22 protein-coding genes are annotated in these 24,054 nt (G+C 59.6%); 19 read left to right on the forward strand and 3 right to left on the reverse strand.

The window, feature by feature from the left end:
* Window positions 1-238 precede the first annotated feature (238 nt).
* The 4 genes from trxB (at window position 239) to infA (ending at window position 3,025) form a co-directional block, all read left to right on the forward strand.
* Window positions 239-1,189, forward strand: coding sequence for a thioredoxin-disulfide reductase (trxB, locus tag JFU57_RS28795; protein ID WP_201131638.1), 951 nt, complete (start codon window positions 239-241; stop codon window positions 1,187-1,189).
* Window positions 1,190-1,260: 71 nt separating this feature from the next.
* Entirely contained in the window at window positions 1,261-1,941 is a 681-nt protein-coding gene (aat, locus tag JFU57_RS28800) for a leucyl/phenylalanyl-tRNA--protein transferase (RefSeq protein ID WP_201131639.1), read from the forward strand.
* A 57-nt stretch (window positions 1,942-1,998) separates the two neighbouring features.
* Window positions 1,999-2,706 carry an arginyltransferase gene (locus JFU57_RS28805; protein ID WP_078473583.1) on the forward strand — a complete coding sequence of 236 codons (708 nt, stop codon included), beginning with the start codon at window positions 1,999-2,001 and terminating at the stop codon, window positions 2,704-2,706.
* A gap of 100 nt (window positions 2,707-2,806) precedes the next feature.
* A complete protein-coding gene (gene infA / locus JFU57_RS28810) occupies window positions 2,807-3,025 on the forward strand; it encodes a translation initiation factor IF-1 (protein ID WP_002553999.1) in 219 nt (72 codons plus the stop codon).
* 171 nt (window positions 3,026-3,196) lie between these two features.
* Here the strand turns inward: infA and clpA are convergent, their stop codons facing one another.
* Window positions 3,197-5,467 carry an ATP-dependent Clp protease ATP-binding subunit ClpA gene (clpA, locus tag JFU57_RS28815; RefSeq protein ID WP_020296731.1) on the reverse strand — a complete coding sequence of 757 codons (2,271 nt, stop codon included), beginning with the start codon at window positions 5,465-5,467 and terminating at the stop codon, window positions 3,197-3,199.
* A 29-nt stretch (window positions 5,468-5,496) separates the two neighbouring features.
* A complete protein-coding gene (gene clpS, locus JFU57_RS28820) occupies window positions 5,497-5,859 on the reverse strand; it encodes an ATP-dependent Clp protease adapter ClpS (RefSeq protein WP_020296732.1) in 363 nt (120 codons plus the stop codon).
* A gap of 224 nt (window positions 5,860-6,083) precedes the next feature.
* Between clpS and cspD the strand changes: the two genes are divergently transcribed.
* Entirely contained in the window at window positions 6,084-6,338 is a 255-nt protein-coding gene (gene cspD, locus JFU57_RS28825) for a cold shock domain-containing protein CspD (RefSeq protein ID WP_078473631.1), read from the forward strand.
* An 80-nt stretch (window positions 6,339-6,418) separates the two neighbouring features.
* Here cspD and icd read toward each other — a convergent pair whose 3' ends face one another.
* Window positions 6,419-7,675: an NADP-dependent isocitrate dehydrogenase gene (gene icd / locus JFU57_RS28830; protein ID WP_020296734.1), complete on the reverse strand. Its 1,257-nt coding sequence runs from the start codon at window positions 7,673-7,675 to the stop codon at window positions 6,419-6,421.
* A gap of 490 nt (window positions 7,676-8,165) precedes the next feature.
* Here icd and JFU57_RS28835 point away from each other — a divergent pair, with 490 nt between their 5' ends.
* From JFU57_RS28835 to nuoF, 14 genes are all read left to right on the forward strand, one after another.
* The gene (locus JFU57_RS28835; RefSeq protein WP_078473585.1) at window positions 8,166-10,391 is read left to right on the forward strand and encodes an NADP-dependent isocitrate dehydrogenase; all 2,226 of its coding nucleotides are present in this window, start codon (window positions 8,166-8,168) and stop codon (window positions 10,389-10,391) included.
* A gap of 73 nt (window positions 10,392-10,464) precedes the next feature.
* Window positions 10,465-10,911, forward strand: coding sequence for an NUDIX hydrolase (locus JFU57_RS28840; RefSeq protein WP_201131640.1), 447 nt, complete (start codon window positions 10,465-10,467; stop codon window positions 10,909-10,911).
* Between the two features lie 71 nt (window positions 10,912-10,982).
* Window positions 10,983-12,107 (forward strand): tRNA 2-thiouridine(34) synthase MnmA, encoded by a 1,125-nt coding sequence (mnmA, locus tag JFU57_RS28845; RefSeq protein WP_020296738.1) that lies wholly within the window; start codon window positions 10,983-10,985, stop codon window positions 12,105-12,107.
* On the forward strand, window positions 12,104-12,727 hold the full coding sequence (gene hflD, locus JFU57_RS28850; RefSeq protein ID WP_020296739.1) for a high frequency lysogenization protein HflD: 624 nt from the start codon (window positions 12,104-12,106) through the stop codon (window positions 12,725-12,727). The genes mnmA and hflD overlap by 4 nt, the downstream gene beginning before the upstream one ends.
* Window positions 12,728-12,854: 127 nt before the next feature.
* A complete protein-coding gene (gene purB / locus JFU57_RS28855; protein ID WP_201131641.1) occupies window positions 12,855-14,225 on the forward strand; it encodes an adenylosuccinate lyase in 1,371 nt (456 codons plus the stop codon).
* Window positions 14,226-14,311: 86 nt separating this feature from the next.
* A complete protein-coding gene (locus JFU57_RS28860; RefSeq protein ID WP_078473587.1) occupies window positions 14,312-15,478 on the forward strand; it encodes a ribosomal protein uL16 3-hydroxylase in 1,167 nt (388 codons plus the stop codon).
* Complete coding sequence (locus JFU57_RS28865) at window positions 15,471-15,893, forward strand: GNAT family N-acetyltransferase (RefSeq protein ID WP_078473588.1); 423 nt, start codon at window positions 15,471-15,473, stop codon at window positions 15,891-15,893. The genes JFU57_RS28860 and JFU57_RS28865 overlap by 8 nt, the downstream gene beginning before the upstream one ends.
* 175 nt (window positions 15,894-16,068) lie before the next feature.
* Entirely contained in the window at window positions 16,069-16,824 is a 756-nt protein-coding gene (locus JFU57_RS28870; protein ID WP_078473589.1) for a secretin N-terminal domain-containing protein, read from the forward strand.
* A 501-nt stretch (window positions 16,825-17,325) separates the two neighbouring features.
* Window positions 17,326-18,651, forward strand: coding sequence for an isocitrate lyase (aceA, locus tag JFU57_RS28875; RefSeq protein WP_020296744.1), 1,326 nt, complete (start codon window positions 17,326-17,328; stop codon window positions 18,649-18,651).
* 592 nt (window positions 18,652-19,243) lie between these two features.
* Window positions 19,244-19,657 (forward strand): NADH-quinone oxidoreductase subunit A, encoded by a 414-nt coding sequence (locus tag JFU57_RS28880; protein ID WP_003223812.1) that lies wholly within the window; start codon window positions 19,244-19,246, stop codon window positions 19,655-19,657.
* A gap of 10 nt (window positions 19,658-19,667) precedes the next feature.
* Entirely contained in the window at window positions 19,668-20,342 is a 675-nt protein-coding gene (locus tag JFU57_RS28885) for a NuoB/complex I 20 kDa subunit family protein (protein WP_020296745.1), read from the forward strand.
* A 72-nt stretch (window positions 20,343-20,414) separates the two neighbouring features.
* A complete protein-coding gene (gene nuoC / locus JFU57_RS28890; RefSeq protein WP_201131642.1) occupies window positions 20,415-22,196 on the forward strand; it encodes an NADH-quinone oxidoreductase subunit C/D in 1,782 nt (593 codons plus the stop codon).
* Window positions 22,197-22,198: 2 nt separating this feature from the next.
* Window positions 22,199-22,696: an NADH-quinone oxidoreductase subunit NuoE gene (nuoE, locus tag JFU57_RS28895; RefSeq protein WP_201131643.1), complete on the forward strand. Its 498-nt coding sequence runs from the start codon at window positions 22,199-22,201 to the stop codon at window positions 22,694-22,696.
* Entirely contained in the window at window positions 22,693-24,048 is a 1,356-nt protein-coding gene (nuoF, locus tag JFU57_RS28900) for an NADH-quinone oxidoreductase subunit NuoF (RefSeq protein WP_201131644.1), read from the forward strand. The genes nuoE and nuoF overlap by 4 nt, the downstream gene beginning before the upstream one ends.
* Window positions 24,049-24,054 lie beyond the last annotated feature (6 nt).

Below are 24,054 nucleotides of genomic sequence, written 5' to 3' on the forward strand. Positions count from 1 at the left end.
GCTCGAACGAGCAGGTAAATAAAGTTGATTGGCCTGACTGGGGCTACTTTTAACACTCTGCCCCGGGATCCTGAAACAGGGCAATTCTGAATATCTTGATACATACCGGCATTGTACGGGTTTGCTCGCTTCATGCCACGCTGGTACATCCTCGGTTTAGCATAACCAACGGCACTTTACGCACTATTCAATTTGAGCATGCATTGCCTTTTGTGACAAAGGCTTATGAGGTGTTTTTATGAACCAAGTGAAGCATTCACGCCTGATTATTCTGGGCTCCGGCCCTGCCGGTTACAGTGCTGCCGTGTATGCCGCCCGGGCCAACCTCAAGCCGACTGTCATTACCGGCCTGCAGGCCGGAGGACAATTGACCACCACCACCGAAGTCGACAACTGGCCCGGTGACGTCGAAGGCCTGACCGGCCCGGTGCTGATGGAACGCATGCAAAAACATGCCGAGCGCTTTGATACCGAGATCGTCTACGACCACATCCACACGGCCAAGTTGCAGCAGCGACCGTTTATCCTGATCGGCGACAGCGGCACCTACAGCTGCGACGCACTGATCATTGCCACCGGTGCATCGGCCCAATACCTGGGGCTGCCGTCGGAAGAAGCCTTCGCCGGCAAGGGGGTATCGGCCTGCGCCACCTGCGACGGGTTCTTCTACCGCAACCAGGTGGTCGCTGTGGTCGGGGGCGGCAATACCGCCGTGGAAGAAGCACTGTATCTGTCGAACATCGCCAAGGAAGTGCACCTGGTGCATCGGCGCGACAAGCTGCGCTCGGAGAAAATCCTGCAGGACAAATTGTTCGAGAAAGTCGCCAACGGCAATATCCGCCTGCACTGGAATCAGAACCTGGATGAAGTGCTGGGGGATGCCAGCGGCGTGACCGGTGCCCGCCTGCGGGACAGCCTGAGCGGCGCCACCCACGAGCTGGAGCTGGCCGGAGTCTTTATCGCCATTGGCCACAAGCCCAACACAGACCTCTTCCAGGGCCAACTGGAGATGCGTGACGGCTACCTGCTGGTCAGGGGCGGCAGTGAGGGCAATGCCACCGCTACCGGCATCGAGGGGGTGTTCGCGGCCGGCGACGTTGCCGACCATGTCTACCGCCAGGCCATTACCTCAGCCGGGGCCGGCTGCATGGCGGCGCTGGACGCCGAGAAATTTCTCGACGACAACTAAGCGCTCGTCCTACGCTTGGGGCGGGCCTTCGCGGCCCGCCACCGCCCTCCCCTTCCGCAAGTTTGAATACCATGCTGACCTGGCTCCAACGCAACACCCTTGATTTCCCTCCTCTGGAAAAGGCCATGCGCGACCCCAACGGCCTGCTGGCAGCTGGCGGCGACTTGTCCGCCGATCGGTTGATCCAGGCCTATCGCCATGGCTGTTTTCCTTGGTTTTCCGAAGGCCAGCCCATTCTCTGGTGGTCGCCGGACCCGCGCACCGTGCTGTTTCCGCAGGAACTGCATGTGTCCCGCAGCCTCAACAAGCTGCTGCGCCAGCAACGCTACCGCGTCACCTTCGATCAGGACTTCGCCGCGGTCATCAGCGCCTGCGCCGCGCCGCGCGACTATGCCGATGGCACCTGGATCACCGACGCCATGCAGCAGGCCTACCTGCAGTTGCATGCACGGGGCTACGCCCATTCGGTGGAAGTCTGGGACCAGGGCGAACTGGTCGGCGGGTTGTACGGCTTGGCGATGGGCCAGCTTTTTTTTGGCGAGTCGATGTTCAGCCGAGCCGACAACGCATCGAAATTCGGCTTTGCCACCCTGGTCAAACACCTGCATGAGTGGGGATTTGTGCTGATCGACTGCCAGATGCACACCAGCCACCTGCAAAGCCTGGGCGCCCGTGCCATCACCCGCAGTGACTTTGCCGGCTATCTGCGCCAGCACCTGGATCAGCCCAGCCGCGCCACGTGGGTTTGCTGAGCGATTTTTGCACCTGTGGCTTACACTTAATTCAAAGCTTATTCCGAGGGTTGACTCATGACCGAGTTGGCGCGTTTGAAGTTCTATGCCACTCAACCCCACTCTTGCAGCTACCTGCCCGATGAACAGGCCACCACCCTGTTTCTCGATCCTAGCCAGCCAATGGATGTGCATGTCTACGCAGACCTGTCGGAAATGGGCTTTCGCCGCAGTGGCGACCACCTGTATCGCCCGCATTGCCAGAACTGCAACGCCTGCGTTCCCGCACGCATCCCCGTCGCGCAGTTTTTGCCCAATCGCCAGCAAAAACGCATTCTCAAGCGCAACAGCGAACTGAGCGTGAAAGCGGTGAAGCCTGCATTCAGCGAAGAATATTTCGAGCTGTACCGCCGCTACATCGAACAACGCCATGCCGATGGCGATATGTTCCCGCCCAGCCGCGATCAGTTCTCCACGTTCCTGGTGCGCGACCTGCCGTTCTCTCGATTCTACGAATTCCGCCTCGAAGGTCGCCTGCTGGCCGTGGCGGTGACCGATTTGCTGCCTAATGGCTTGTCTGCGGTCTACACCTTTTACGAACCGGACGAAGAGCGTCGCAGCCTGGGACGCTACGCGATCCTCTGGCAGATCGGCGAAGCCCTGCGCCTGGGGCTGGAGGCTGTCTACCTCGGCTACTGGATCAAAAACTGCAAAAAGATGAACTATAAGACCCAATATCGCCCTATCGAGCTGCTGATTAACCAGAGATGGGCAACCCTCAGCTAGAAGGTCTTGGCTTAAACCCCATTTTTCGGGCACAATGCACGCCGCTTTTGCCTGGCGCAGTTGCACCGGGCCATTCATTGGATACCGAGGGCTTTACTGCATGTCGAAAGAAGACAGCTTCGAAATGGAAGGCACTGTCGTCGACACCCTGCCCAACACCATGTTTCGTGTGGAGTTGGAAAATGGGCACGTCGTAACCGCGCATATCTCCGGCAAGATGCGCAAGAACTACATTCGTATTCTTACCGGTGACAAAGTGCGCGTCGAGCTGACGCCCTATGACTTGAGCAAAGGGCGCATCACTTACCGCGCTCGCTAAGCAAGTCAATACAAGACGCCCGGTTATGCCGGGCGTTTTTGTTCGCGTCGAGAAAACCTGACAGGCGCCGGAGCGGCTTACCCCGCGCAGATCGATGCGCCGCGCACGCACAAACCCCAGATAGCACAAAGGCACCTTGCGGTGCCTTTGGCTGTTTTACATCGATTGCGATCACGCCATTTCTGCGGTGGTCTCGAAGTCGAAGGTCAGCTCGCCGTCCTTGATGTCGATGTGAACCACACCGCCATGATCGGCCAACTCGCCAAACAGGATCTCCTCCGCCAGCGGACGCTTGATCTTGTCCTGGATCAAACGCGCCATTGGCCGCGCGCCCATGGTCACATCGTAACCACCCGCCGCCAGCCAGCTGCGAGCAGCATCGGTCACTTCCAGCTGCACGCGCTTGTCTTCCAACTGCGCCTGAAGCTCGGTAAGGAACTTGTCCACCACACTTTTGATGACCTCATGACTGAGGCGACCAAATTGGATAATGGTGTCCAGGCGGTTGCGGAACTCCGGCGTGAAGCTCTTCTTGATCACTTCCATGGCATCGGAAGAGTGATCCTGGTGGGTGAACCCGATCGAAGCCCGCGCGGCCGTTTCAGCACCGGCGTTGGTGGTCATGATCACGATCACGTTACGGAAGTCAGCCTTGCGCCCGTTGTTATCGGTCAGGGTGCCGTGGTCCATCACCTGCAACAGCAGGTTGAAGACTTCCGGATGCGCCTTCTCGATCTCATCGAGCAGCAATACGCAATGCGGCTGCTTGGTAATCGCTTCGGTCAGCAAGCCGCCCTGGTCGAAACCGACATAGCCGGGAGGTGCACCGATCAAACGCGATACGGTGTGGCGCTCCATGTACTCGGACATGTCGAAACGAACCAGCTCGATCCCCAGCGCCTTGGCCAACTGCCGCGCCGCCTCGGTCTTGCCCACCCCGGTAGGACCGGCGAACAGGAAGGACCCCACAGGCTTGTCCGGAGACTTGAGGCCCGCACGGGACAGCTTGATGGCGGTAGACAGCGAGTCGATCGCCGCATCCTGACCGAAGACCGTCAGTTTCAGGTCGCGCTCAAGATTACGTAACAGCTCCTTGTCGGAACTGGTGACGTGCTTCGGAGGAATACGCGCAATTTTCGCGACGATATCTTCCACCTGCGGCACTTCAATACGTTTGACGCGCTTTTCGACCGGTTGCAGGCGCTGATAGGCACCCGCCTCGTCGATCACATCAATGGCTTTGTCCGGCATGTGCCGATCATTGATGTAGCGTGACGCCAACTCTGCGGCAGCACGCAGCGCTTCATCACTGTATTCAATGCCGTGGTGCTGCTCGAAGCGCCCCTTAAGGCCACGCAGGATACCGATGGTGTCTTCAACCGAAGGTTCGGACACATCGACTTTCTGGAAGCGCCGCGCCAAGGCACGGTCCTTCTCGAAGATCCCACGGAACTCCTGGAAGGTGGTCGAGCCAATGCAACGAATATCACCCGAGGACAGCAGCGGTTTCAGCAAGTTGGAGGCATCCATCACGCCGCCAGACGCCGCACCCGCACCAATAATGGTGTGGATTTCGTCGATAAACAGGATCGCTTGTGGGCGTTTTTTCAACTCGCCAAGCAACGCCTTGAAGCGCTTCTCGAAGTCGCCACGGTATTTGGTCCCGGCCAGCAAAGCGCCCAGGTCCAGGGAATAAACCACGCTATTGGCCAACAGATCAGGCACCTGATTGTCGACGATACGCTTGGCCAGGCCCTCGGCGATGGCAGTCTTGCCGACACCCGCCTCACCCACCAGCAACGGGTTGTTCTTGCGACGACGCGCAAGGATCTGCGCCACCCGTTCAACCTCAAGCTCACGCCCCACCAACGGATCGATTCGACCCTGGCGTGCGAGTTCATTGAGATTACTGGCATAGGCATCCAGAGGATTGCCCGAAGAAGAAGACTCACCACCCTCTTCGTCCTGCATATCTTGCTCACCTTCAGAGTGATCGCCATGCCCCGGCACCTTGGAGATGCCATGGGCGATGTAGTTGACGACGTCGATGCGGGCAACGCTCTGCTGTTTCAGCAGGAACACGGCCTGACTCTCTTGCTCACTGAAGATTGCGACCAGCACATTGGCGCCGGTCACTTCCCGCTTGCCCGAGCTCTGTACGTGGAAGACAGCACGCTGCAATACCCGCTGAAAGCCCAGAGTTGGCTGGGTTTCACGATCCTCGTCATGCACGGGGATCAATGGCGTGGTGGAGTCGATGAACTCCTGCAGATCATGCTTGAGTTTGTCGAGGTTAGCTCCGCAGGCACGTAAAACAGTGGCGGCGGCCTCATTATCTAAAAGAGCCAACAAAAGGTGCTCAACCGTCATGAACTCATGACGCTTCGAGCGGGCCTCCTTGAAGGCGAGATTGAGGGTGACTTCGAGCTCGCGGTTTAACATAGCTTCACCTCATACCCAAGTGGTCGGCGTTAACCGTCCTTCTCGATTTCACAGAGTAGCGGATGCTGGCTTTCCCTGGCGTACTGGTTGACCTGCATGGCCTTGGTCTCGGCGATGTCGCGGGTAAACACTCCACATACTGCCCGTCCTTCTGTGTGAACGGCCAGCATTACCTTGGTCGCCAGCTCGCGATTCAGGTTAAAAAACACCTCGAGCACTTCGACGACGAAATCCATCGGTGTGTAGTCATCATTGAACAAAACCACCTTGTACATCGGCGGCGCCTGCAATGCAGGCTTAGCTTCCTGTACAGCCAAGCCAGCGGAATCGTCGTCGTGTAGATCCGGGCGATCCTGATTGAATGTTAGTCGAATCTGGCTGAATGCATGCATGGAAAGAAAGGTTCGTTAGTTGTGCAAATACAGTGGTGGGGGCACCTCGGGACGATTTCAACTCCGACCGCCGGGTCACCTTGACTATCGGCAAAACGGTGTTACAACCAATAGAGCCCACATTGGGTAAAAAAGGTCCGCGCAGTCAACCTTATTTATCAGGTCCCAGTGCGGATGAACGGATGATACTCCAGTGATGGAGTCTGTTGCAGAGGGATATGAGTATGGCAAGCGGCAAGGTCAAGTGGTTCAACAATGCCAAGGGCTACGGTTTTATCAACGAGGAAGGCAAGAGCGACGACCTTTTTGCCCATTACTCGGCCATCGACATGGATGGCTATAAAACCCTGAAAGCCGGGCAGCCCGTGAGCTTCGAGATCATTCAAGGCCCCAAGGGCTTGCATGCCGTGAAGATTACCGAGCTCAAGCTTCCAGGCGAAACCAGCCATGAAACACAGCAGGAAACAGCCTTGAGCTGAGACTCGCCAGCATCCGGACATAAAAAAACCGGCCGACTCAAGGGATTGAGTCGGCCGGTTTTGTTTTAGCCGTCAATCACTCACATATGCGAGATCAGCGCATCACCGAACGCGGAAGACGACAGCAGCTTGGCACCGTCCATCAGACGCTCGAAGTCATAGGTCACGGTCTTGGCCGAGATGGCGCCGTTGGTGCCCTTGATGATCAGGTCGGCCGCTTCGGTCCAGCCCAGGTGGCGCAGCATCATTTCTGCGGAAAGAATCAGCGAACCCGGGTTCACCTGGTCTTTACCCGCATACTTCGGTGCAGTGCCGTGGGTAGCCTCGAACATGGCGATGGTGTCGGACAGGTTGGCGCCTGGCGCGATACCGATCCCCCCCACTTCCGCCGCCAGGGCGTCGGACAGGTAGTCACCATTGAGGTTGAGGGTCGCGATCACATCGTATTCGGCCGGGCGCAGCAGGATCTGCTGGAGCATGGCGTCGGCGATGGCGTCCTTGACGATAACGTTCTTGCCGGTTTTAGGGTTCTTGAACTGCATCCACGGGCCGCCGTCGAGCAGGGTCGCGCCGAACTCTTCGGCCGCCACTTCGTAGGCCCATTCCTTGAAGGCACCTTCGGTGAACTTCATGATGTTGCCTTTGTGCACGATGGTCAGCGAGTCGCGGTCATTGTCGACCACGTACTGCAGCGCCTTGCGCGCCAGGCGCTTGGTGCCCTGCAGGGAAACCGGCTTGACGCCGATGCCGCAGTTTTCGTCGAAACGGATCTTGGTGACGCCCATTTCTTCTTTAAGGAACTTGATGACCTTGGTCGCTTCCGGCGAACCGGCTTTCCACTCGATGCCGGCGTAAATGTCTTCCGAGTTCTCACGGAAGATGGTCATGTCGACGTCGCCTGGTTTTTTCACCGGGCTTGGCACACCTTCGAACCAGCGCACCGGGCGCAGGCAGACATAAAGGTCGAGCTGCTGGCGCAGGGCCACGTTCAGGGAGCGGATACCACCACCAACTGGCGTGGTCAGCGGGCCCTTGATGGACACCACGTAATCCTTGACTGCGTCCAGGGTTTCCTGAGGGAGCCAGGTGTCCTGGTCGTACACTTGAGTAGCCTTCTCGCCGGCATAAACCTCCATCCAGGAAATTTTGCGCTCGCCGCCGTAAGCCTTCTTAACAGCAGCATCTACAACCTTGATCATGACCGGGCTGATATCAACGCCAATACCATCACCTTCAATAAAAGGGATGATCGGGTTGTTAGGAACATTGAGAGAATGGTCTGCATTGACGGTGATTTTGTCGCCGACTGCTGGAACCTGAATCTTCTTGTATCCCATGCTGAACTCCGTTGTGTGGATTGAACATCTGGCTGCGTTCGAGCGTACCCCAGTTGAATCTGCACGGAAACCTCAGCTTCCCGTCATCTGCCGGGAAGTTGCACAGTTCGCCGCGTACAAGCCTGAAATCAAAGGGAAAAGCGCCAAACTTGAGCACATCGGTCGACTCTACGCCCCCACCGCGCCTGCGACCTTTAGACCAATGGACGAGTAGCGCCCTCTATGAACCATCGGCGTTTTGCCAGCTACCTATGTATAATGCCGCCGCTGACCACAGAGTCACGACGGCTGACCTCTCTAAGACGAGGCTTTCCGCCCGAAAAGCCGAGCTGTTACCGCAGCTCACCCGCTTGACGCTCGACTGATGCACCCAACATCACCGCGAAGAAATCTCGACATTCGGCTCATGGACGACTTTGAACGAACGCGCTTACCCGGCGCACCTCGAGTTTCTGCGCACGCTTTAGCAAAGAAGAGAGTTAATCCGAATATGCCCACCCGTTCGAAGATCATCTATACCTTCACCGACGAAGCCCCTGCACTCGCCACCTACTCACTGCTGCCTATCGTAGAAGCCTTCACCGCTTCCGCTGATATTGCCGTGGAAACCCGCGACATCTCGCTGGCTGGCCGCATCCTCGCAAGCTTCCCCGAGCAACTGGGCGCCAAAGCCGTGCCGGACCACCTCGCCGAACTGGGCGACCTGGCCGTCACGCCGGAAGCCAACATCATCAAGCTGCCGAACATCAGTGCCTCGGCTCCACAACTGCAAGCCGCGATCAAAGAGCTGCAGGACCAGGGTTATGCCCTGCCGGACTACCCGGAGACCGTCACCAGCGACGCCGACAAAGAAACCAAGGCCCGTTACGACAAGGTCAAGGGCAGTGCGGTAAACCCGGTACTGCGCGAAGGCAACTCCGACCGTCGCGCTCCACTGTCGGTCAAGAACTACGCGCGCAAGCACCCGCACAAAATGGGCGCCTGGGCCAAAGACTCCAAGTCCCACGTGGCTCACATGAGCAATGGCGACTTCTACGGCAGCGAAAAAGCCGCCCTGATCGAAGCCGCCGACAGCGTTAAAATCGAGCTGATCGCTCAAGACGGCACCCACACCGTCCTGAAAGAAAAAACCGCCGTGCAAGCCGGCGAGATCCTCGATTGCGCCGTCATGAGCAAAAAAGCCCTGCGCGCCTTTGTCGCCGCCGAAATCGAAGACGCCAAGAAACAAGGCGTGCTGCTGTCGGTGCACCTCAAAGCCACCATGATGAAAGTCTCCGACCCGATCATGTTTGGTCAGATCGTTGCCGAGTTCTACCAGGACGCCCTGGCCAAGCACGCTGACGTACTGAAAGAAATCGGCTTCAACCTGAACAACGGTATCGGCGACCTGTACGCCCGTATCAAGGCCCTGCCAGCCGAGCAGCAGGCGCAGATCGAAGCTGACATCCAGGCCGTATACGCCGCACGCCCTTCCCTGGCGATGGTCAACTCCGACAAAGGCATCACCAACCTGCACGTGCCGAGCGACGTGATCGTCGACGCCTCGATGCCGGCCATGATCCGTGACTCCGGCAAAATGTGGGGCACCGACGGCCAACTGCACGACACCAAGGCACTGATCCCGGATCGCTGCTACGCCACCATCTACCAGGCGGTGATCGAAGACTGCAAGCAACACGGCGCCTTCGACCCAACCACCATGGGCAGCGTGCCGAACGTCGGCCTGATGGCGAAAAAAGCCGAAGAGTACGGCTCCCACGACAAGACATTCCAGATCAAGGCTGACGGCGTGGTTCGCGTCACCGACGGCAAGGGCAACCTGCTGCTGGAACAGAAAGTCGAAGCTGGCGACATCTTCCGCATGTGCCAGACCAAAGACGCGCCGATCCAGGACTGGGTCAAGCTGGCCGTCAACCGTGCTCGCGCCAGCGCCACTCCGGCCATCTTCTGGCTGGACCCAATGCGCGCCCACGACGGCGTTATGATCGAGAAAGTTCAGGCTTACCTGAAGGATCACGACACCACCGGCCTCGACATCCGCGTGATGTCGCCGGTAGAAGCCATGAGCTTCACCCTGGCCCGCACCCGCGAAGGCAAGGACACCATCTCGGTCACCGGCAACGTGCTGCGCGACTACCTGACCGACCTGTTCCCGATCATGGAACTGGGCACCAGCGCCAAGATGCTGTCGATCGTGCCACTGATGAATGGCGGCGGCCTGTTCGAAACCGGCGCCGGCGGTTCGGCTCCGAAGCACGTGCAACAGCTGCTGGAAGAAAACTTCCTGCGCTGGGACTCCCTGGGTGAATTCCTGGCCCTGGCCGCTTCCCTGGAGCACCTGGGCAACACCTACAACAACCCCAAGGCGCTGGTACTGGCCAAGACCCTGGACCAGGCCACCGGCCAGTTCCTGGACAACAACAAGTCGCCTTCGCGCAAAGTCGGCAACATCGACAACCGCGGCAGCCACTTCTACCTGGCGCTGTACTGGGCTCAAGCCCTGGCGGCCCAGACCGAAGACGCCGCACTGCAAGCGCAGTTCAGCACCCTGGCCAAGACCCTGACCGAGAACGAGGCGACCATCGTTGCCGAGCTCAATGCGGTCCAGGGCAAGCCCGTGGACATCGGCGGCTACTACAGCGCCAAGCCTGAGCTGGTGAGCAAGGCCATGCGCCCAAGCGCCACCCTCAACGCGGCCATCGCTGCGCTGGTGTAAGCAAGACCGAACCCACAAACCCCGGCCGCGAGCCGGGGTTTGTGCTTCTGGCACCTTTTCAGGAGCATCTTTCATGGAATGGCAACCCCACATCACCGTCGCCACCATTGTCGAAGACAACGGCCGCTTCCTGTTCGTCGAGGAATATCAGGACGAACAAGCCGTACTCAACCAGCCCGCCGGGCACCTGGATCCCAACGAGAGCCTGTCCCAGGCCGCCGTGCGCGAAACCCTGGAAGAAACCGGCTGGGACGTGGAGCTGATCGGCGTCGTCGGTCTCTACCTCTATACCGCCCCCAGCAACGGCGTGACCTACCAGCGCGTGTGCTTCGCCGCCAAGCCGCTCAAACATCACCCGGACTATCAGCTGGATGACGGCATAATCGGCCCGCGCTGGTTGACCCGTGACGAACTGCTCGAACAACGCGCACACTGGCGCAGCGAGCTGATCATCCGTTGTGTCGATGATTACCTGGGCGGCCAACTGCACAGCCTTGAGCTGATTCGCCCGGCGCTTTAACCGCAGTTTTAGCCTTGCAGGCCTCAGCCTGTTAGAATCGCGTCCTTTTTCAAGACACCCATTGAATTCCTATGCGTGATCCAGCCCCTTCTGACACCCAAAAGAAGCGCGTCATCGTCGGCATGTCCGGCGGCGTGGATTCTTCCGTTTCCGCCCTCCTGCTGATCGAGCAGGGCTACCAGGTGGAAGGCCTGTTCATGAAGAACTGGGAGGAAGACGACGGAACGGAATACTGCACCGCCATGGACGACCTCGCGGACGCCCAGGCCGTGTGCGACAAGATTGGCATCAAGCTGCACACCGCCAACTTCGCCGCCGAGTACTGGGACAACGTGTTCGAACACTTCCTGGCCGAATATAAAGCCGGACGCACGCCGAACCCGGACATCCTCTGCAACCGGGAAATCAAGTTCAAGGCGTTCCTCGACTACGCCATGATGCTCGGCGCCGACCTGATCGCCACCGGCCACTATGTGCGCCGTCGCGACCTCGACGGCCGTACCGAATTGCTCAAGGGCCTGGACCCGAACAAGGACCAGAGCTACTTCCTGCACGCCGTCGGCGGCGAACAGATCGCCAAGACCCTGTTCCCCGTAGGCGAGCTGGAAAAACCCGAAGTTCGCGCCATTGCCGAGAAACACGACCTGGCCACGGCCAAGAAAAAGGACTCCACCGGCATCTGCTTTATCGGCGAACGCCGTTTCAGCGACTTCCTCAAGCAGTACCTGCCCGCCCAGCCCGGTGAAATCAAAACCACCGAAGGTGAAATCATCGGCCGTCACCACGGCCTGATGTACCACACCATCGGCCAGCGCCAGGGTCTGGGCATTGGCGGTCTGAAAGACGCCAGCGACGAGCCGTGGTACGTGCTGCTCAAGGACCTGGAGCACAACGAGCTGATCGTCGGCCAGGGCAATGACCACCCATGGCTGTTCTCCCGCGCCCTGCTCGCCTCCGAGATCTACTGGGTCAACCCGGTCGACCTCAGCGAACCACGGCGCCTGACAGCCAAAGTCCGCTATCGCCAGGGCGACCAGCCCTGCACCCTGGAAAAAACCGCCAACGGCTATCGCGCAACCTTCGACGACCCGCAGCGCGCGGTGACCCCAGGCCAATCCGTGGTGTTCTATGACGGCGAAATTTGCCTGGGCGGTGGCGTGATCGAAGTTGCAGAGCCTTGGAGCAGCAAGGCATGAGCCCGACTCAGGAGCAATTGACGGCGCTGGGCGGCGTGTTTCTGGCAGCGGTCCTGGTCGACAAGATCGCCAAGACCGGCCAGGTCACCGAAGCCGGCCTGAGCTGCATGCTCGGCAGCTTGCTGATCCGTGACCCCAAGGACACCCTGGAAGTCTACGGCGGCGACGACATCAACCTGCGCGAAGGCTATCGCGCACTGATCGGCGCCCTGGAGCGCGACCCCAGCACTCTGCAGCGCGAGCCCCTGCGTTACGCGCTGTCGATGCTCGGCCTTGAGCGGCAACTGGCCAAGCGCGAAGACCTGCTGGAGACCATCGGCAAGCGCCTGCCGCAGATCCAATCCCAGGTAGAGCACTTCGGCCCCGCCCATGAAAACGTGATCGCCGCCTGCGGCGCGCTGTATCAGGACACCTTGAGCACCCTGCGCCAGCGGATCCAGGTGCACGGCGACATGCGCAACCTGCAGCAGCCGAGCAACGCCTCGAAAATCCGCGCCCTGCTGCTGGCCGGGATCCGCTCGGCACGCCTGTGGCGCCAATTGGGCGGCCATCGCTGGCAGCTGGTCATCAGCCGTCGCAAATTGCTCAAAGAACTTTATCCGTTGATGCGCAGCAGCTGAGCTGCGCCCGCAAGCGCTGTTTGCACGTCGTTACGCGTAAGACGCTGGTCAGTTGGCAACGGACCAGCGGTTTTTTTCATGTATGATACGCGCCCCATTTCGTTGCCCGACTGTCCGAGAACACCCCATGCAGCTTTCTTCGCTCACTGCGGTTTCCCCTGTTGACGGCCGCTACGCCGGCAAAACCCAGGCCCTGCGCCCTATTTTCAGCGAGTACGGCCTGATCCGTGCCCGCGTCCTGGTTGAAGTGCGCTGGCTCCAGCGCCTGGCCGCTCACCCCGCAATCGGCGAAGTGCCGGCGTTCTCTGCCGAAGCCAACGCCGTATTGAATGCCCTGGCCGAAAACTTCGCCCTGGAGCACGCCGAGCGCGTCAAGGAAATCGAGCGCACCACCAACCACGACGTCAAAGCCATTGAGTACCTGCTCAAGGAACAGGCCGCCAAGCTGCCTGAACTGGCCAATGTCAGCGAATTCATCCACTTTGCCTGCACCAGCGAGGACATCAACAACCTGTCCCACGCCCTGATGCTGCGCGAAGGCCGTGATGAAGTGATGCTGCCACTGATGCGCCAGACTGCCGACGCCATCCGCGAGCTGGCCATCCGCTTCGCCGATGTACCGATGCTGTCGCGCACCCACGGCCAACCGGCTTCGCCGACCACCCTGGGCAAAGAACTGGCGAACGTGGTGTACCGCCTTGAGCGCCAAATCGCCCAGGTCGCTGCCGTTCCGCTGCTGGGCAAGATCAACGGCGCCGTAGGCAACTACAACGCACACTTGTCGGCCTACCCGGAAATCGACTGGGAAGAGAACGCCCGCGCCTTTATCGAAGACGAGCTGGGCCTGGGCTTCAACCCCTACACCACCCAGATTGAGCCGCACGACTATATTGCCGAGCTGTTCGATGCCATTGCCCGCTTCAACACCATCCTGATCGACTTCGATCGCGATATCTGGGGCTACATCTCCCTGGGCTACTTCAAGCAGCGCACCATCGCTGGCGAAATCGGCTCGTCGACAATGCCGCACAAGGTCAACCCGATCGACTTCGAAAACTCCGAAGGCAACCTGGGCATCGCCAACGCGCTGTTCCAGCACCTGGCGAGCAAGCTGCCGATTTCCCGCTGGCAGCGTGACCTGACCGACTCCACCGTACTGCGCAACCTCGGCGTCGGCTTTGCCCACAGCGTGATCGCTTATGAAGCCAGCCTCAAAGGCATCAGCAAGCTGGAGCTCAACGCACAGAAAATCGCTGCCGACCTGGACGCCTGCTGGGAAGTCCTGGCCGAGCCGATCCAGACCGTGATGCGTCGCTACAACATCGAAAACCCCTACGAAAAACTGAAAGAGTTGACGCGCGGCAAGGGCATCAGCCCTGAAGCGCTGCAAACTTTCATCGATGCCCTCGACATGCCTGTTGCCGCCAAGGCCGAGCTGAAAAAGCTGACCCCGGCGAACTACATCGGTAACGCTGTAGAGCAAGCCAAGCGCATCTGATCGACCGCTATACCCGTTTGAGACGCCCGGCAGCGCCGGGCGTTTTTATTCCCGTCTGAAAAGTGCTTTTTTTCAATAGGTTACACATGAATCCTGACATTCCTCTTCAACTGCTGGGCGGCATTACCGCACGTGAATTCCTGCGCGACTACTGGCAGAAAAAACCACTGCTGATCCGTCAGGCTATTCCTGATTTCGAAAGCCCGATCGACGCCGACGAGCTGGCCGGCCTGGCCCTGGAAGAGGAAGTTGAATCGCGCCTGGTGCTCGAGCATGGCGAGCATCCCTGGGAATTGCGCCGCGGCCCGTTCGCCGAAGACGCGTTCAGCAAACTGCCGGAGCGCGACTGGACCCTGCTGGTACAGGCTGTTGACCAGTTCGTTCCGGAAGTGGCCGAGCTGCTGGAGAACTTCCGGTTTCTCCCAAGCTGGCGCATCGATGACGTGATGATGAGCTTCGCCGCACCCGGTGGCAGCGTGGGTCCGCACTTCGACAACTACGACGTGTTCCTGCTGCAAGGCCATGGCCAGCGCAACTGGAAAATCGGCCAGATGTGCGACTCCGAGAGCCCACTGCTGAAACACGCCGACCTGCGTATCCTGGCCGACTTCGAAGAGACCGCCGAATGGGTCCTGGAACCCGGCGACATGCTCTACCTCCCGCCGCGCCTGGCGCACTGGGGCGTTGCGGTGGACGACTGCCTGACCTACTCGGTAGGCTTTCGCGCGCCAAGTGCTGCCGAAGTCCTGACCCACTTCACCGACTTCCTCAGCCAGTTCCTGCCTGATGAAGAGCGCTACACCGACGCCGACGCGACCCCGGTCAGCGACCCGCACCAGATCCAGCACGATGCACTCGATCGCCTCAAAGGCTTGCTCGCCGAGCACATGAGCGACGAACGCCTGCTGCTGACCTGGTTCGGCCAGTTCATGACCGAGCCACGCTACCCGGAATTGGTAGTGGGCCCGGAGCTCGAAGAAGAAGACCTGCTGGGCAGCCTGGAGCAAGGCGCCGTCCTGATCCGCAACCCGAGTGCGCGCCTGGCCTGGTCGGAAGTGGATGAAGACCTGCTGCTGTTCGCCAGCGGCCAAAGCCGACTGCTTCCGGGTAAACTGCGCGAGCTGCTGAAAATGGTTTGCGCCGCGGATGCGCTGCACGTCGACAACCTTGGCCCGTGGCTGGCCGATGACGATGGCCGCAACCTGCTGTGCGAACTGGTCAAGCAAGGGAGCCTGGGGTTTGCCGATGAATAAGATTCGCGTACGTGTCGCTGACTGGCAAAAGGATAACGCCGAGATCCGGCGCATTCGTGAAGCCGTGTTTATTGCTGAACAGTCCGTACCACCTGAACTGGAGTGGGACGCGGATGACGACAGCGCGGTGCATTTCCTGGCCTTTGAAGGTGACTTTCCGATCGGCACGGCGCGCCTGCTGCCGGACGGCCATATCGGCCGGGTATCAGTCCTCAAGGACTGGCGCGGTCTGAAAGTCGGCGACGCGCTGATGCAAGCGGTGATCGGCGAAGCCGAAAAACGTGGCCTGAAGCAGCAGATGCTCAGCGCCCAGGTCCAGGCCACGCGGTTCTATGAGCGCCTGGGGTTCAGCATTGTCAGCGAGGAGTTCCTCGAGGCGGGCATCCCCCACGTCGATATGGTGCGCGGCGCCTGACCCAAAGGCCTCAATAGCGACAACAAGACGCCCCGGCATCCGGATATTCAGCACGCTAAGCTGGACCCAGGACGCCGGGGCGTTTTGCCATCTGCGATTCAACTTGCCCCACCCCGGGCCGACAAACTGTCAAACTCAAGGCTTTACGCACCACCCATCTGCGGAGATAACGGATATGTCCCTACGCACCCTGCTCACGACGCTGCTGCTGACCTTCAGTTTCTCGGTCATGGCTGCCACCGAGATCGTGCCCCTGAACCACCGCACCAGCGCAGATTTGCTGCCAGTGGCGCAGAACTTCCTGGGCAAGGACGGCAAGGTCAGTGCCTATGGCAACCAACTGATCGTCAATGCCGAACCCGGCAAGATCGAAGAACTTCGCGCCTTTATCGCCCAGCTCGATACCGCCGCCAAGCGCCTGCTCATCACCGTCGACACCAACGAAAACAATATTCAGGACAACCAGGGCTATTCGGTGAATGGCGCCCCGCAGGCGCGCATCATTAACCGCAGCACCGAGAGCCGCGACGGCGGCATCCAGCAGATCCAGGCCAGCGAAGGCATACCGGCATTGATCCAGGTCGGGCAAAGCGTGCCGCTGACCACCACCCAGCCCGATGCCTATGGCCGTCCGCAGAACCAGACCCAGTACCGCAACGTCACCCAGGGTTTCTACGTCACCGCCAGTGTGACCGGCGACACCGTGCACCTGAGCATCAGCACCAACCGTGACCGCATGAGCCAGGAACGTCCCGATGTAGTGAACGTGCAAAGCACCGACACAACCGTCAGCGGGCGCCTCGGCGAGTGGATCACCCTGGCCGGCGTCAATCGCCAGACACAAGCCGACAAACAGGGCCTGGGCCGCAGCTACTCGACTCAAGGTCGGGATGACATGACCTTGCGAGTCAAGGTCGACTCCTTGGACTAAAGCACCAAAAACTGACTGATTAGTCGTATTAGACCAAAGATGTAGTGCCATAAAAAAAGCACTACAAAACATTTGACGAGCCAAAAAACCGAAGGCATGATGGCCTCGCTCCCGCTAATCAGGGGCCCTGGCAAGGGCCTTCGGATCGCCGCTCTAACCTACCCACCTGAGCCGATTCGTGTCTGTACCGCCCACAAGGCGTGTTTGACGAGATTGCGACTGGAACGAAGTTGTCCCGAGGGACGGAAGCGTAATTAGGTAGAACGGCAACACACTGCTGGAACGCATAAAGGCCCACGATGCCCAGACGCGCCCGACAGCTGGCCCTCACCTGCTCACTTTCCCCTCGAGCCCATCGTTCACCCGTCGCAATCCCCGCCAAACCCGGCTTGACCACCTAAGCTTCTGGTCAGCGAGCAGCCATCTACGCATCCTTCAACCCTGCGTAACTGGCGGAGCGAGAATTTTCCACCCCAGACCTATGCGACGAGGTTTATCTCCATGGCACTGACACGCGAACAGCAAATTGCAGCCCTTGAAAAAGACTGGGCTGAAAACCCGCGCTGGAAAGGCGTGACACGCGCTTACTCCGCTGCTGACGTCGTCCGTCTGCGCGGTTCGGTTCAACCTGAGCACACCCTGGCACGCATGGGCGCCGAGAAGCTCTGGAACCTGGTGACTCAAGGTGCCAAGCCGTCCTTCCGCCCTGAGAAAGATTTCGTCAACTGCATGGGCGCCCTGACCGGCGGCCAGGCTGTACAACAAGTCAAAGCTGGTATCCAGGCCATCTACCTGTCGGGCTGGCAAGTCGCTGCAGACAACAACTCTGCGGAATCGATGTACCCCGACCAGTCGCTGTACCCGGTGGATTCGGTTCCAACCGTGGTCAAGCGCATCAACAACTCGTTCCGTCGCGCCGACCAGATCCAATGGAAAGCCGGCAAGAACCCGGGCGACGAAGGCTACATCGACTACTTCGCTCCAATCGTGGCTGACGCCGAAGCCGGTTTCGGCGGCGTACTGAACGCTTACGAACTGATGAAGAGCATGATCGAGGCAGGCGCCGCCGGCGTTCACTTCGAAGACCAGCTGGCATCGGTAAAAAAATGCGGCCACATGGGTGGCAAGGTACTGGTTCCCACCCAGGAAGCCGTGCAGAAACTGACCGCAGCTCGTCTGGCTGCTGACGTTGCCGGTACTCCGACCATCATCCTGGCACGTACCGACGCTAACGCTGCTGACCTGCTGACTTCCGACTGCGACCCGTACGACCAGCCATTCGTGACTGGCGAACGTACCCAGGAAGGCTTCTATAAAGTACGCGCCGGCCTCGACCAGGCTATCGCTCGCGGCCTCGCTTACGCTCCGTATGCCGACCTGATCTGGTGCGAAACCGCCAAGCCAGACCTGGACGAGGCCCGTCGCTTCGCCGAAGCGATCAAAAAGGAATACCCGGACCAACTGCTGTCGTACAACTGCTCGCCTTCCTTCAACTGGAAGAAAAACCTGGACGACGCGACCATCGCCAAGTTCCAGCGCGAACTGTCCGCCATGGGCTACAAGCACCAGTTCATCACCCTGGCCGGCATTCACAACATGTGGCACAGCATGTTCAACCTGGCGCACGACTACGCCCGCAACGACATGACTGCCTACGTGAAACTGCAAGAGCAGGAATTTGCCGACGCCGCCAAGGGCTACACCTTCGTGGCTCACCAGCAGGAAGTGGGCACCGGCTACTTCGACGACATGACCACCGTGATCCAGGGCGGCACCTCGTCGGTTACCGCACTGACCGGTTCGACCGAAGAAGAGCAGTTCCACTGATAGCGCTTCAAGCCTGAATCGGCCATTGCAGACCCGCTACACACCTAACTGCAATGCCGCACCTCTGACGCCCCGACTGGTTCGGGGCGTTTTTTTGCCCCGGCTTTCGCTGGCGACCAAGCCGAGACTCGCCAGCATCAGGCTCTCGCCGCATCCCATCCACCGCACGATCAGCTCAATCCGGCAAAACATTGATCCAGAGCGGTGTCCAGGCAAGTAAAAAAAGGTAAAAGGTCGGCGTTCGCTACTTGTAGTAACACGCATATAAAAAACAACTTTCCCGCCAGCCACCCGTACAACAGTTTAAAAACCACTCCAAACAATATTGATTATCATTTAGCCCATATAATATTCGTTACAGCTACCGCAAAACATAATTAACCAAATGCCCGCTAATGCCCGCATCGCCTGGCTTACGGGGCTTGCGAGGTGACCTATGTCCTTATTCCAATAAACAATTTCGCTATAGAGATTTTACTTGCCCGTTGTTTAGCCATAAAATCACCGCGATTGATTGCGCTGCGACATATCGTCACTGCTTTATTTCTTTATCAAGCTCAGAGACCTTTGCTCTCTGTTAAGGATTACCAGCATGCCCGAAGCGACAGGACTCATGGCCCACAACTGGGGCTTTGCCATTTTCCTTCTGGGTGTCGTCGGCCTTTGCGCCTTCATGCTCGGCGTCTCCAGCCTCCTCGGGTCAAAAGCCTGGGGCCGCAGCAAAAACGAACCGTTCGAGTCCGGCATGCTACCTACCGGTGGCGCCCGCTTGCGGCTCTCAGCCAAATTCTATCTGGTCGCGATGCTGTTCGTGATCTTCGATATCGAAGCCCTTTTTCTCTTTGCCTGGTCTGTGTCCGTCCGCGAAAGCGGCTGGACCGGATTCGTCGAAGCTCTCGTTTTCATAGCAATTCTGTTGGCAGGTCTTGTCTACCTATTTCGAGTGGGCGCCCTTGATTGGGCTCCGGAAGCTCGTCGTAAGCGGCAGGCGAAGCTAAAACAATGAGGCTTTGGCGATGCAATACAATCTCACCAGGATCGACCCCGATGCTCCTAACGAGCAGTATCCGATCGGCGAACGGGAAACCGTTTCCGATCCGTTAGAAGATCAAGTCCACAAAAACATCTACATGGGCAAGCTGGAAGACGTGCTGAACGGCGCGGTCAACTGGGGACGTAAGAACTCCCTGTGGCCGTACAACTTCGGCCTTTCCTGCTGCTATGTGGAAATGACCACCGCCTTCACGGCGCCCCACGACATCGCGCGCTTTGGCGCCGAGGTTATCCGGGCATCGCCGCGTCAGGCGGATTTCATGGTTATTGCCGGAACCTGCTTCATCAAGATGGCGCCGATCATTCAGCGTCTCTACGAGCAAATGCTCGAGCCGAAGTGGGTTATCTCCATGGGTTCGTGCGCCAACTCCGGTGGCATGTACGACATCTACTCCGTGGTTCAGGGGGTGGATAAATTCCTGCCCGTGGACGTCTACGTGCCTGGCTGCCCGCCTCGCCCCGAAGCTTTCCTGCAAGGCCTGATGCTGCTGCAGGAATCGATCGGCAAGGAGCGTCGCCCACTTTCCTGGGTCGTCGGCGATCAAGGCGTATACCGCGCTGAGATGCCTTCGCAAAAGGAACAGCGCCGCGAACAGCGTATTCAGGTCACCAACCTGCGCAGCCCAGACGAAGTCTGATCCAGCTCTGTTCTTACAAAGAAACGAGAAACTGGCTTCATTCTTTACGTTGACCCAAAGCGATAAAAAACCATGACTACAGGCAGTGCTCTGTACATCCCGCCTTATAAGGCAGACGACCAGGATGTGGTCGTCGAACTCAATAACACTTTTGGCCCTGAGGCGTTCACCGCCCAGGCCACCCGCACCGGCATGCCGGTGCTGTGGGTTACCCGCGCCAAACTTGTCGAAGTCCTGACCTTCCTGCGCAACCTGCCCAAGCCGTACGTCATGCTCTATGACCTGCACGGCGTGGACGAGCGTCTGCGCACCAAGCGCCAGGGCTTGCCGGGCGCCGACTTCAGCGTCTTCTATCACCTGCTGTCGATCGAACGTAACAGCGACGTGATGATCAAGGTCGCCCTGTCCGAAAGCGACCTCAGTCTGCCGACCGTGACCGGTATCTGGCCCAACGCCAACTGGTACGAGCGCGAAGTCTGGGACATGTTCGGCATCGACTTCCCGGGCCACCCTCACCTGTCGCGCATCATGATGCCGCCGACCTGGGAAGGTCACCCGCTGCGCAAGGACTTCCCGGCGCGCGCCACCGAATTCGACCCGTTCAGCCTGACCCTGGCCAAGCAGCAACTGGAAGAAGAAGCCGCACGCTTCAAGCCGGAAGACTGGGGCATGAAACGCTCCGGGGCCAACGAGGACTACATGTTCCTCAACCTGGGTCCGAACCACCCTTCGGCTCACGGTGCGTTCCGCATCATCCTGCAGCTGGACGGTGAAGAGATCGTCGACTGCGTACCGGACATCGGCTACCACCACCGTGGTGCCGAGAAGATGGCCGAGCGTCAGTCCTGGCACAGCTTCATTCCCTACACCGACCGTATCGACTACCTCGGCGGGGTGATGAACAACCTGCCGTACGTGCTCTCGGTCGAGAAACTGGCCGGCATCAAGGTGCCGGAGAAGGTCGACGTCATCCGCATCATGATGGCCGAGTTCTTCCGTATCACCAGCCACCTGCTGTTCCTGGGGACCTATATCCAGGACGTCGGCGCCATGACCCCGGTGTTCTTCACCTTCACCGACCGCCAGAAGGCGTACACGGTGATCGAAGCCATTACCGGTTTCCGCCTGCACCCGGCCTGGTACCGCATCGGTGGCGTCGCCCACGACCTGCCGCGCGGCTGGGACAAGCTGGTCAAGGACTTCGTCGAATGGCTGCCCAAGCGCCTCGACGAGTACACCAAGGCGGCCTTGCAGAACAGCATCCTCAAGGGTCGTACCATCGGCGTTGCCGCCTACAACACCAAAGAGGCCCTGGAATGGGGCGTCACCGGTGCCGGACTGCGTTCCACCGGTTGCGACTTCGACCTGCGTAAAGCGCGTCCATACTCCGGCTACGAGAACTTCGAGTTCGAAGTGCCGCTGGCCGCCAACGGCGATGCCTATGACCGCTGCATGGTCCGCGTCGAAGAAATGCGCCAGAGCATCAAGATCATCGACCAGTGCATGCGCAACATGCCGGAAGGCCCGTACAAGGCGGATCACCCGCTGACCACGCCGCCGCCCAAAGAGCGCACGCTGCAGCACATCGAGACCTTGATCACGCACTTCCTGCAAGTTTCGTGGGGCCCGGTGATGCCGGCCAACGAATCCTTCCAGATGATCGAAGCGACCAAGGGCATCAACAGTTATTACCTGACGAGCGATGGCGGCACCATGAGCTACCGCACCCGGATTCGTACCCCAAGCTTCCCGCACCTGCAGCAGATCCCTTCGGTGATCAAAGGCAGCATGGTCGCGGACTTGATCGCGTACCTGGGTAGTATCGACTTCGTTATGGCCGACGTGGACCGCTAAGCATGAACAGCACGCTTATCCAGACAGACCGTTTCGCCCTGAGCGAAACCGAGCGCTCGGCCATCGAGCACGAGCTGCATCACTACGAAGACCCGCGCGCGGCGTCTATCGAAGCCCTGAAGATCGTCCAGAAGGAACGTGGCTGGGTGCCCGATGGCGCCCTGTACGCCATCGGCGAGATCCTCGGCATCCCGGCCAGCGACGTTGAAGGCGTGGCGACGTTCTACAGCCAGATCTTCCGCCAGCCGGTCGGCCGTCACATCATCCGCGTCTGCGACAGCATGGTCTGCTACATCGGCGGCCATGAGTCAGTGGTCAGCGAGATCCAGAGCAAGCTCGGTATCGGCCTCGGCCAGACCACCGTCGACGGCCGCTTCACGCTGCTGCCGGTGTGCTGCCTGGGCAACTGCGACAAGGCGCCGGCGTTGATGATCGACGACGACACTTTCGGTGACGTACAGCCTGCTGGCGTCGCCAAACTGTTGGAGGGCTACGTATGACCCTGACATCCTTCGGCCCTGCCAACCGCATCCAGCGCAGCGCAGAAACCCACCCCCTGACCTGGCGTCTGCGTGACGACGGCGAGCCGGTCTGGCTCGACGAATACCAGGCCAAGAACGGTTATGCCGCGGCGCGCAAAGCATTTGCCGACATGTCCCAGGACGATATCGTCCAGACCGTGAAAGACGCGGGCCTCAAGGGCCGCGGCGGTGCAGGCTTCCCCACGGGCGTGAAGTGGGGGCTGATGCCCAAGGACGAATCCATCAACATCCGCTACCTGCTGTGCAACGCGGATGAAATGGAACCCAACACCTGGAAAGACCGCATGCTGATGGAGCAACAGCCCCATCTGCTGATCGAAGGCATGCTGATCAGTGCCCGCGCACTGAAAACCTACCGTGGCTACATCTTCCTGCGTGGCGAATACACCACCGCCGCCAAGCACCTCAACCGTGCCGTGGAAGAAGCCAAGGCCGCAGGCCTGCTGGGCAAGAACATCCTGGGCAGCGGCTTCGATTTCGAGCTGTTCGTCCACACCGGTGCCGGGCGTTACATCTGCGGTGAAGAAACCGCACTGATCAACTCCCTCGAAGGCCGCCGCGCCAACCCGCGCTCCAAGCCGCCCTTCCCTGCCGCCGTTGGCGTGTGGGGCAAGCCGACGTGCGTGAACAACGTCGAGACCCTGTGCAACGTGCCGGCGATCATCGGCAACGGCGTGGACTGGTACAAATCCCTGGCCCGCGAAGGCAGTGAAGACCACGGCACCAAGCTGATGGGCTTCTCCGGCAAAGTGAAGAACCCCGGCCTGTGGGAGCTGCCATTCGGCGTGACCGCGCGCGAGTTGTTCGAAGACTACGCCGGCGGCATGCGCGACGGCTTCAAGCTCAAGTGCTGGCAGCCAGGCGGCGCCGGTACCGGCTTCCTGCTGCCTGAACACCTGGACGCACAAATGTACGCCGGCGGCATCGCCAAAGTCGGCACCCGTATGGGTACCGGCCTGGCCATGGCGGTGGACGACAGCGTCAACATGGTGTCCTTGCTGCGCAACATGGAGCAGTTCTTCGCCCGCGAATCCTGCGGCTTCTGCACCCCTTGCCGCGATGGCCTGCCATGGAGCGTCAAGCTGCTGATGGCCCTCGAGAAAGGTGAAGGGCAAGCCGGCGATATCGAGACCCTGCTGGGTCTGGTCGGCTTCCTCGGCCCAGGCAAGACCTTCTGTGCTCACGCACCGGGTGCCGTGGAGCCGTTGGGCAGTGCCATCAAATACTTCCGTCCAGAGTTCGAAGCCGGCATCGCGCCTAGCAGCGCCGCCGTCCCGCCTCTGGCCCGACCGATCGTAGTCGGCGCGTAACGCTTA

It is taken from the genome of Pseudomonas sp. TH07, from assembly GCF_016651285.1.
Classification (GTDB): Bacteria; Pseudomonadota; Gammaproteobacteria; order Pseudomonadales; family Pseudomonadaceae; genus Aquipseudomonas.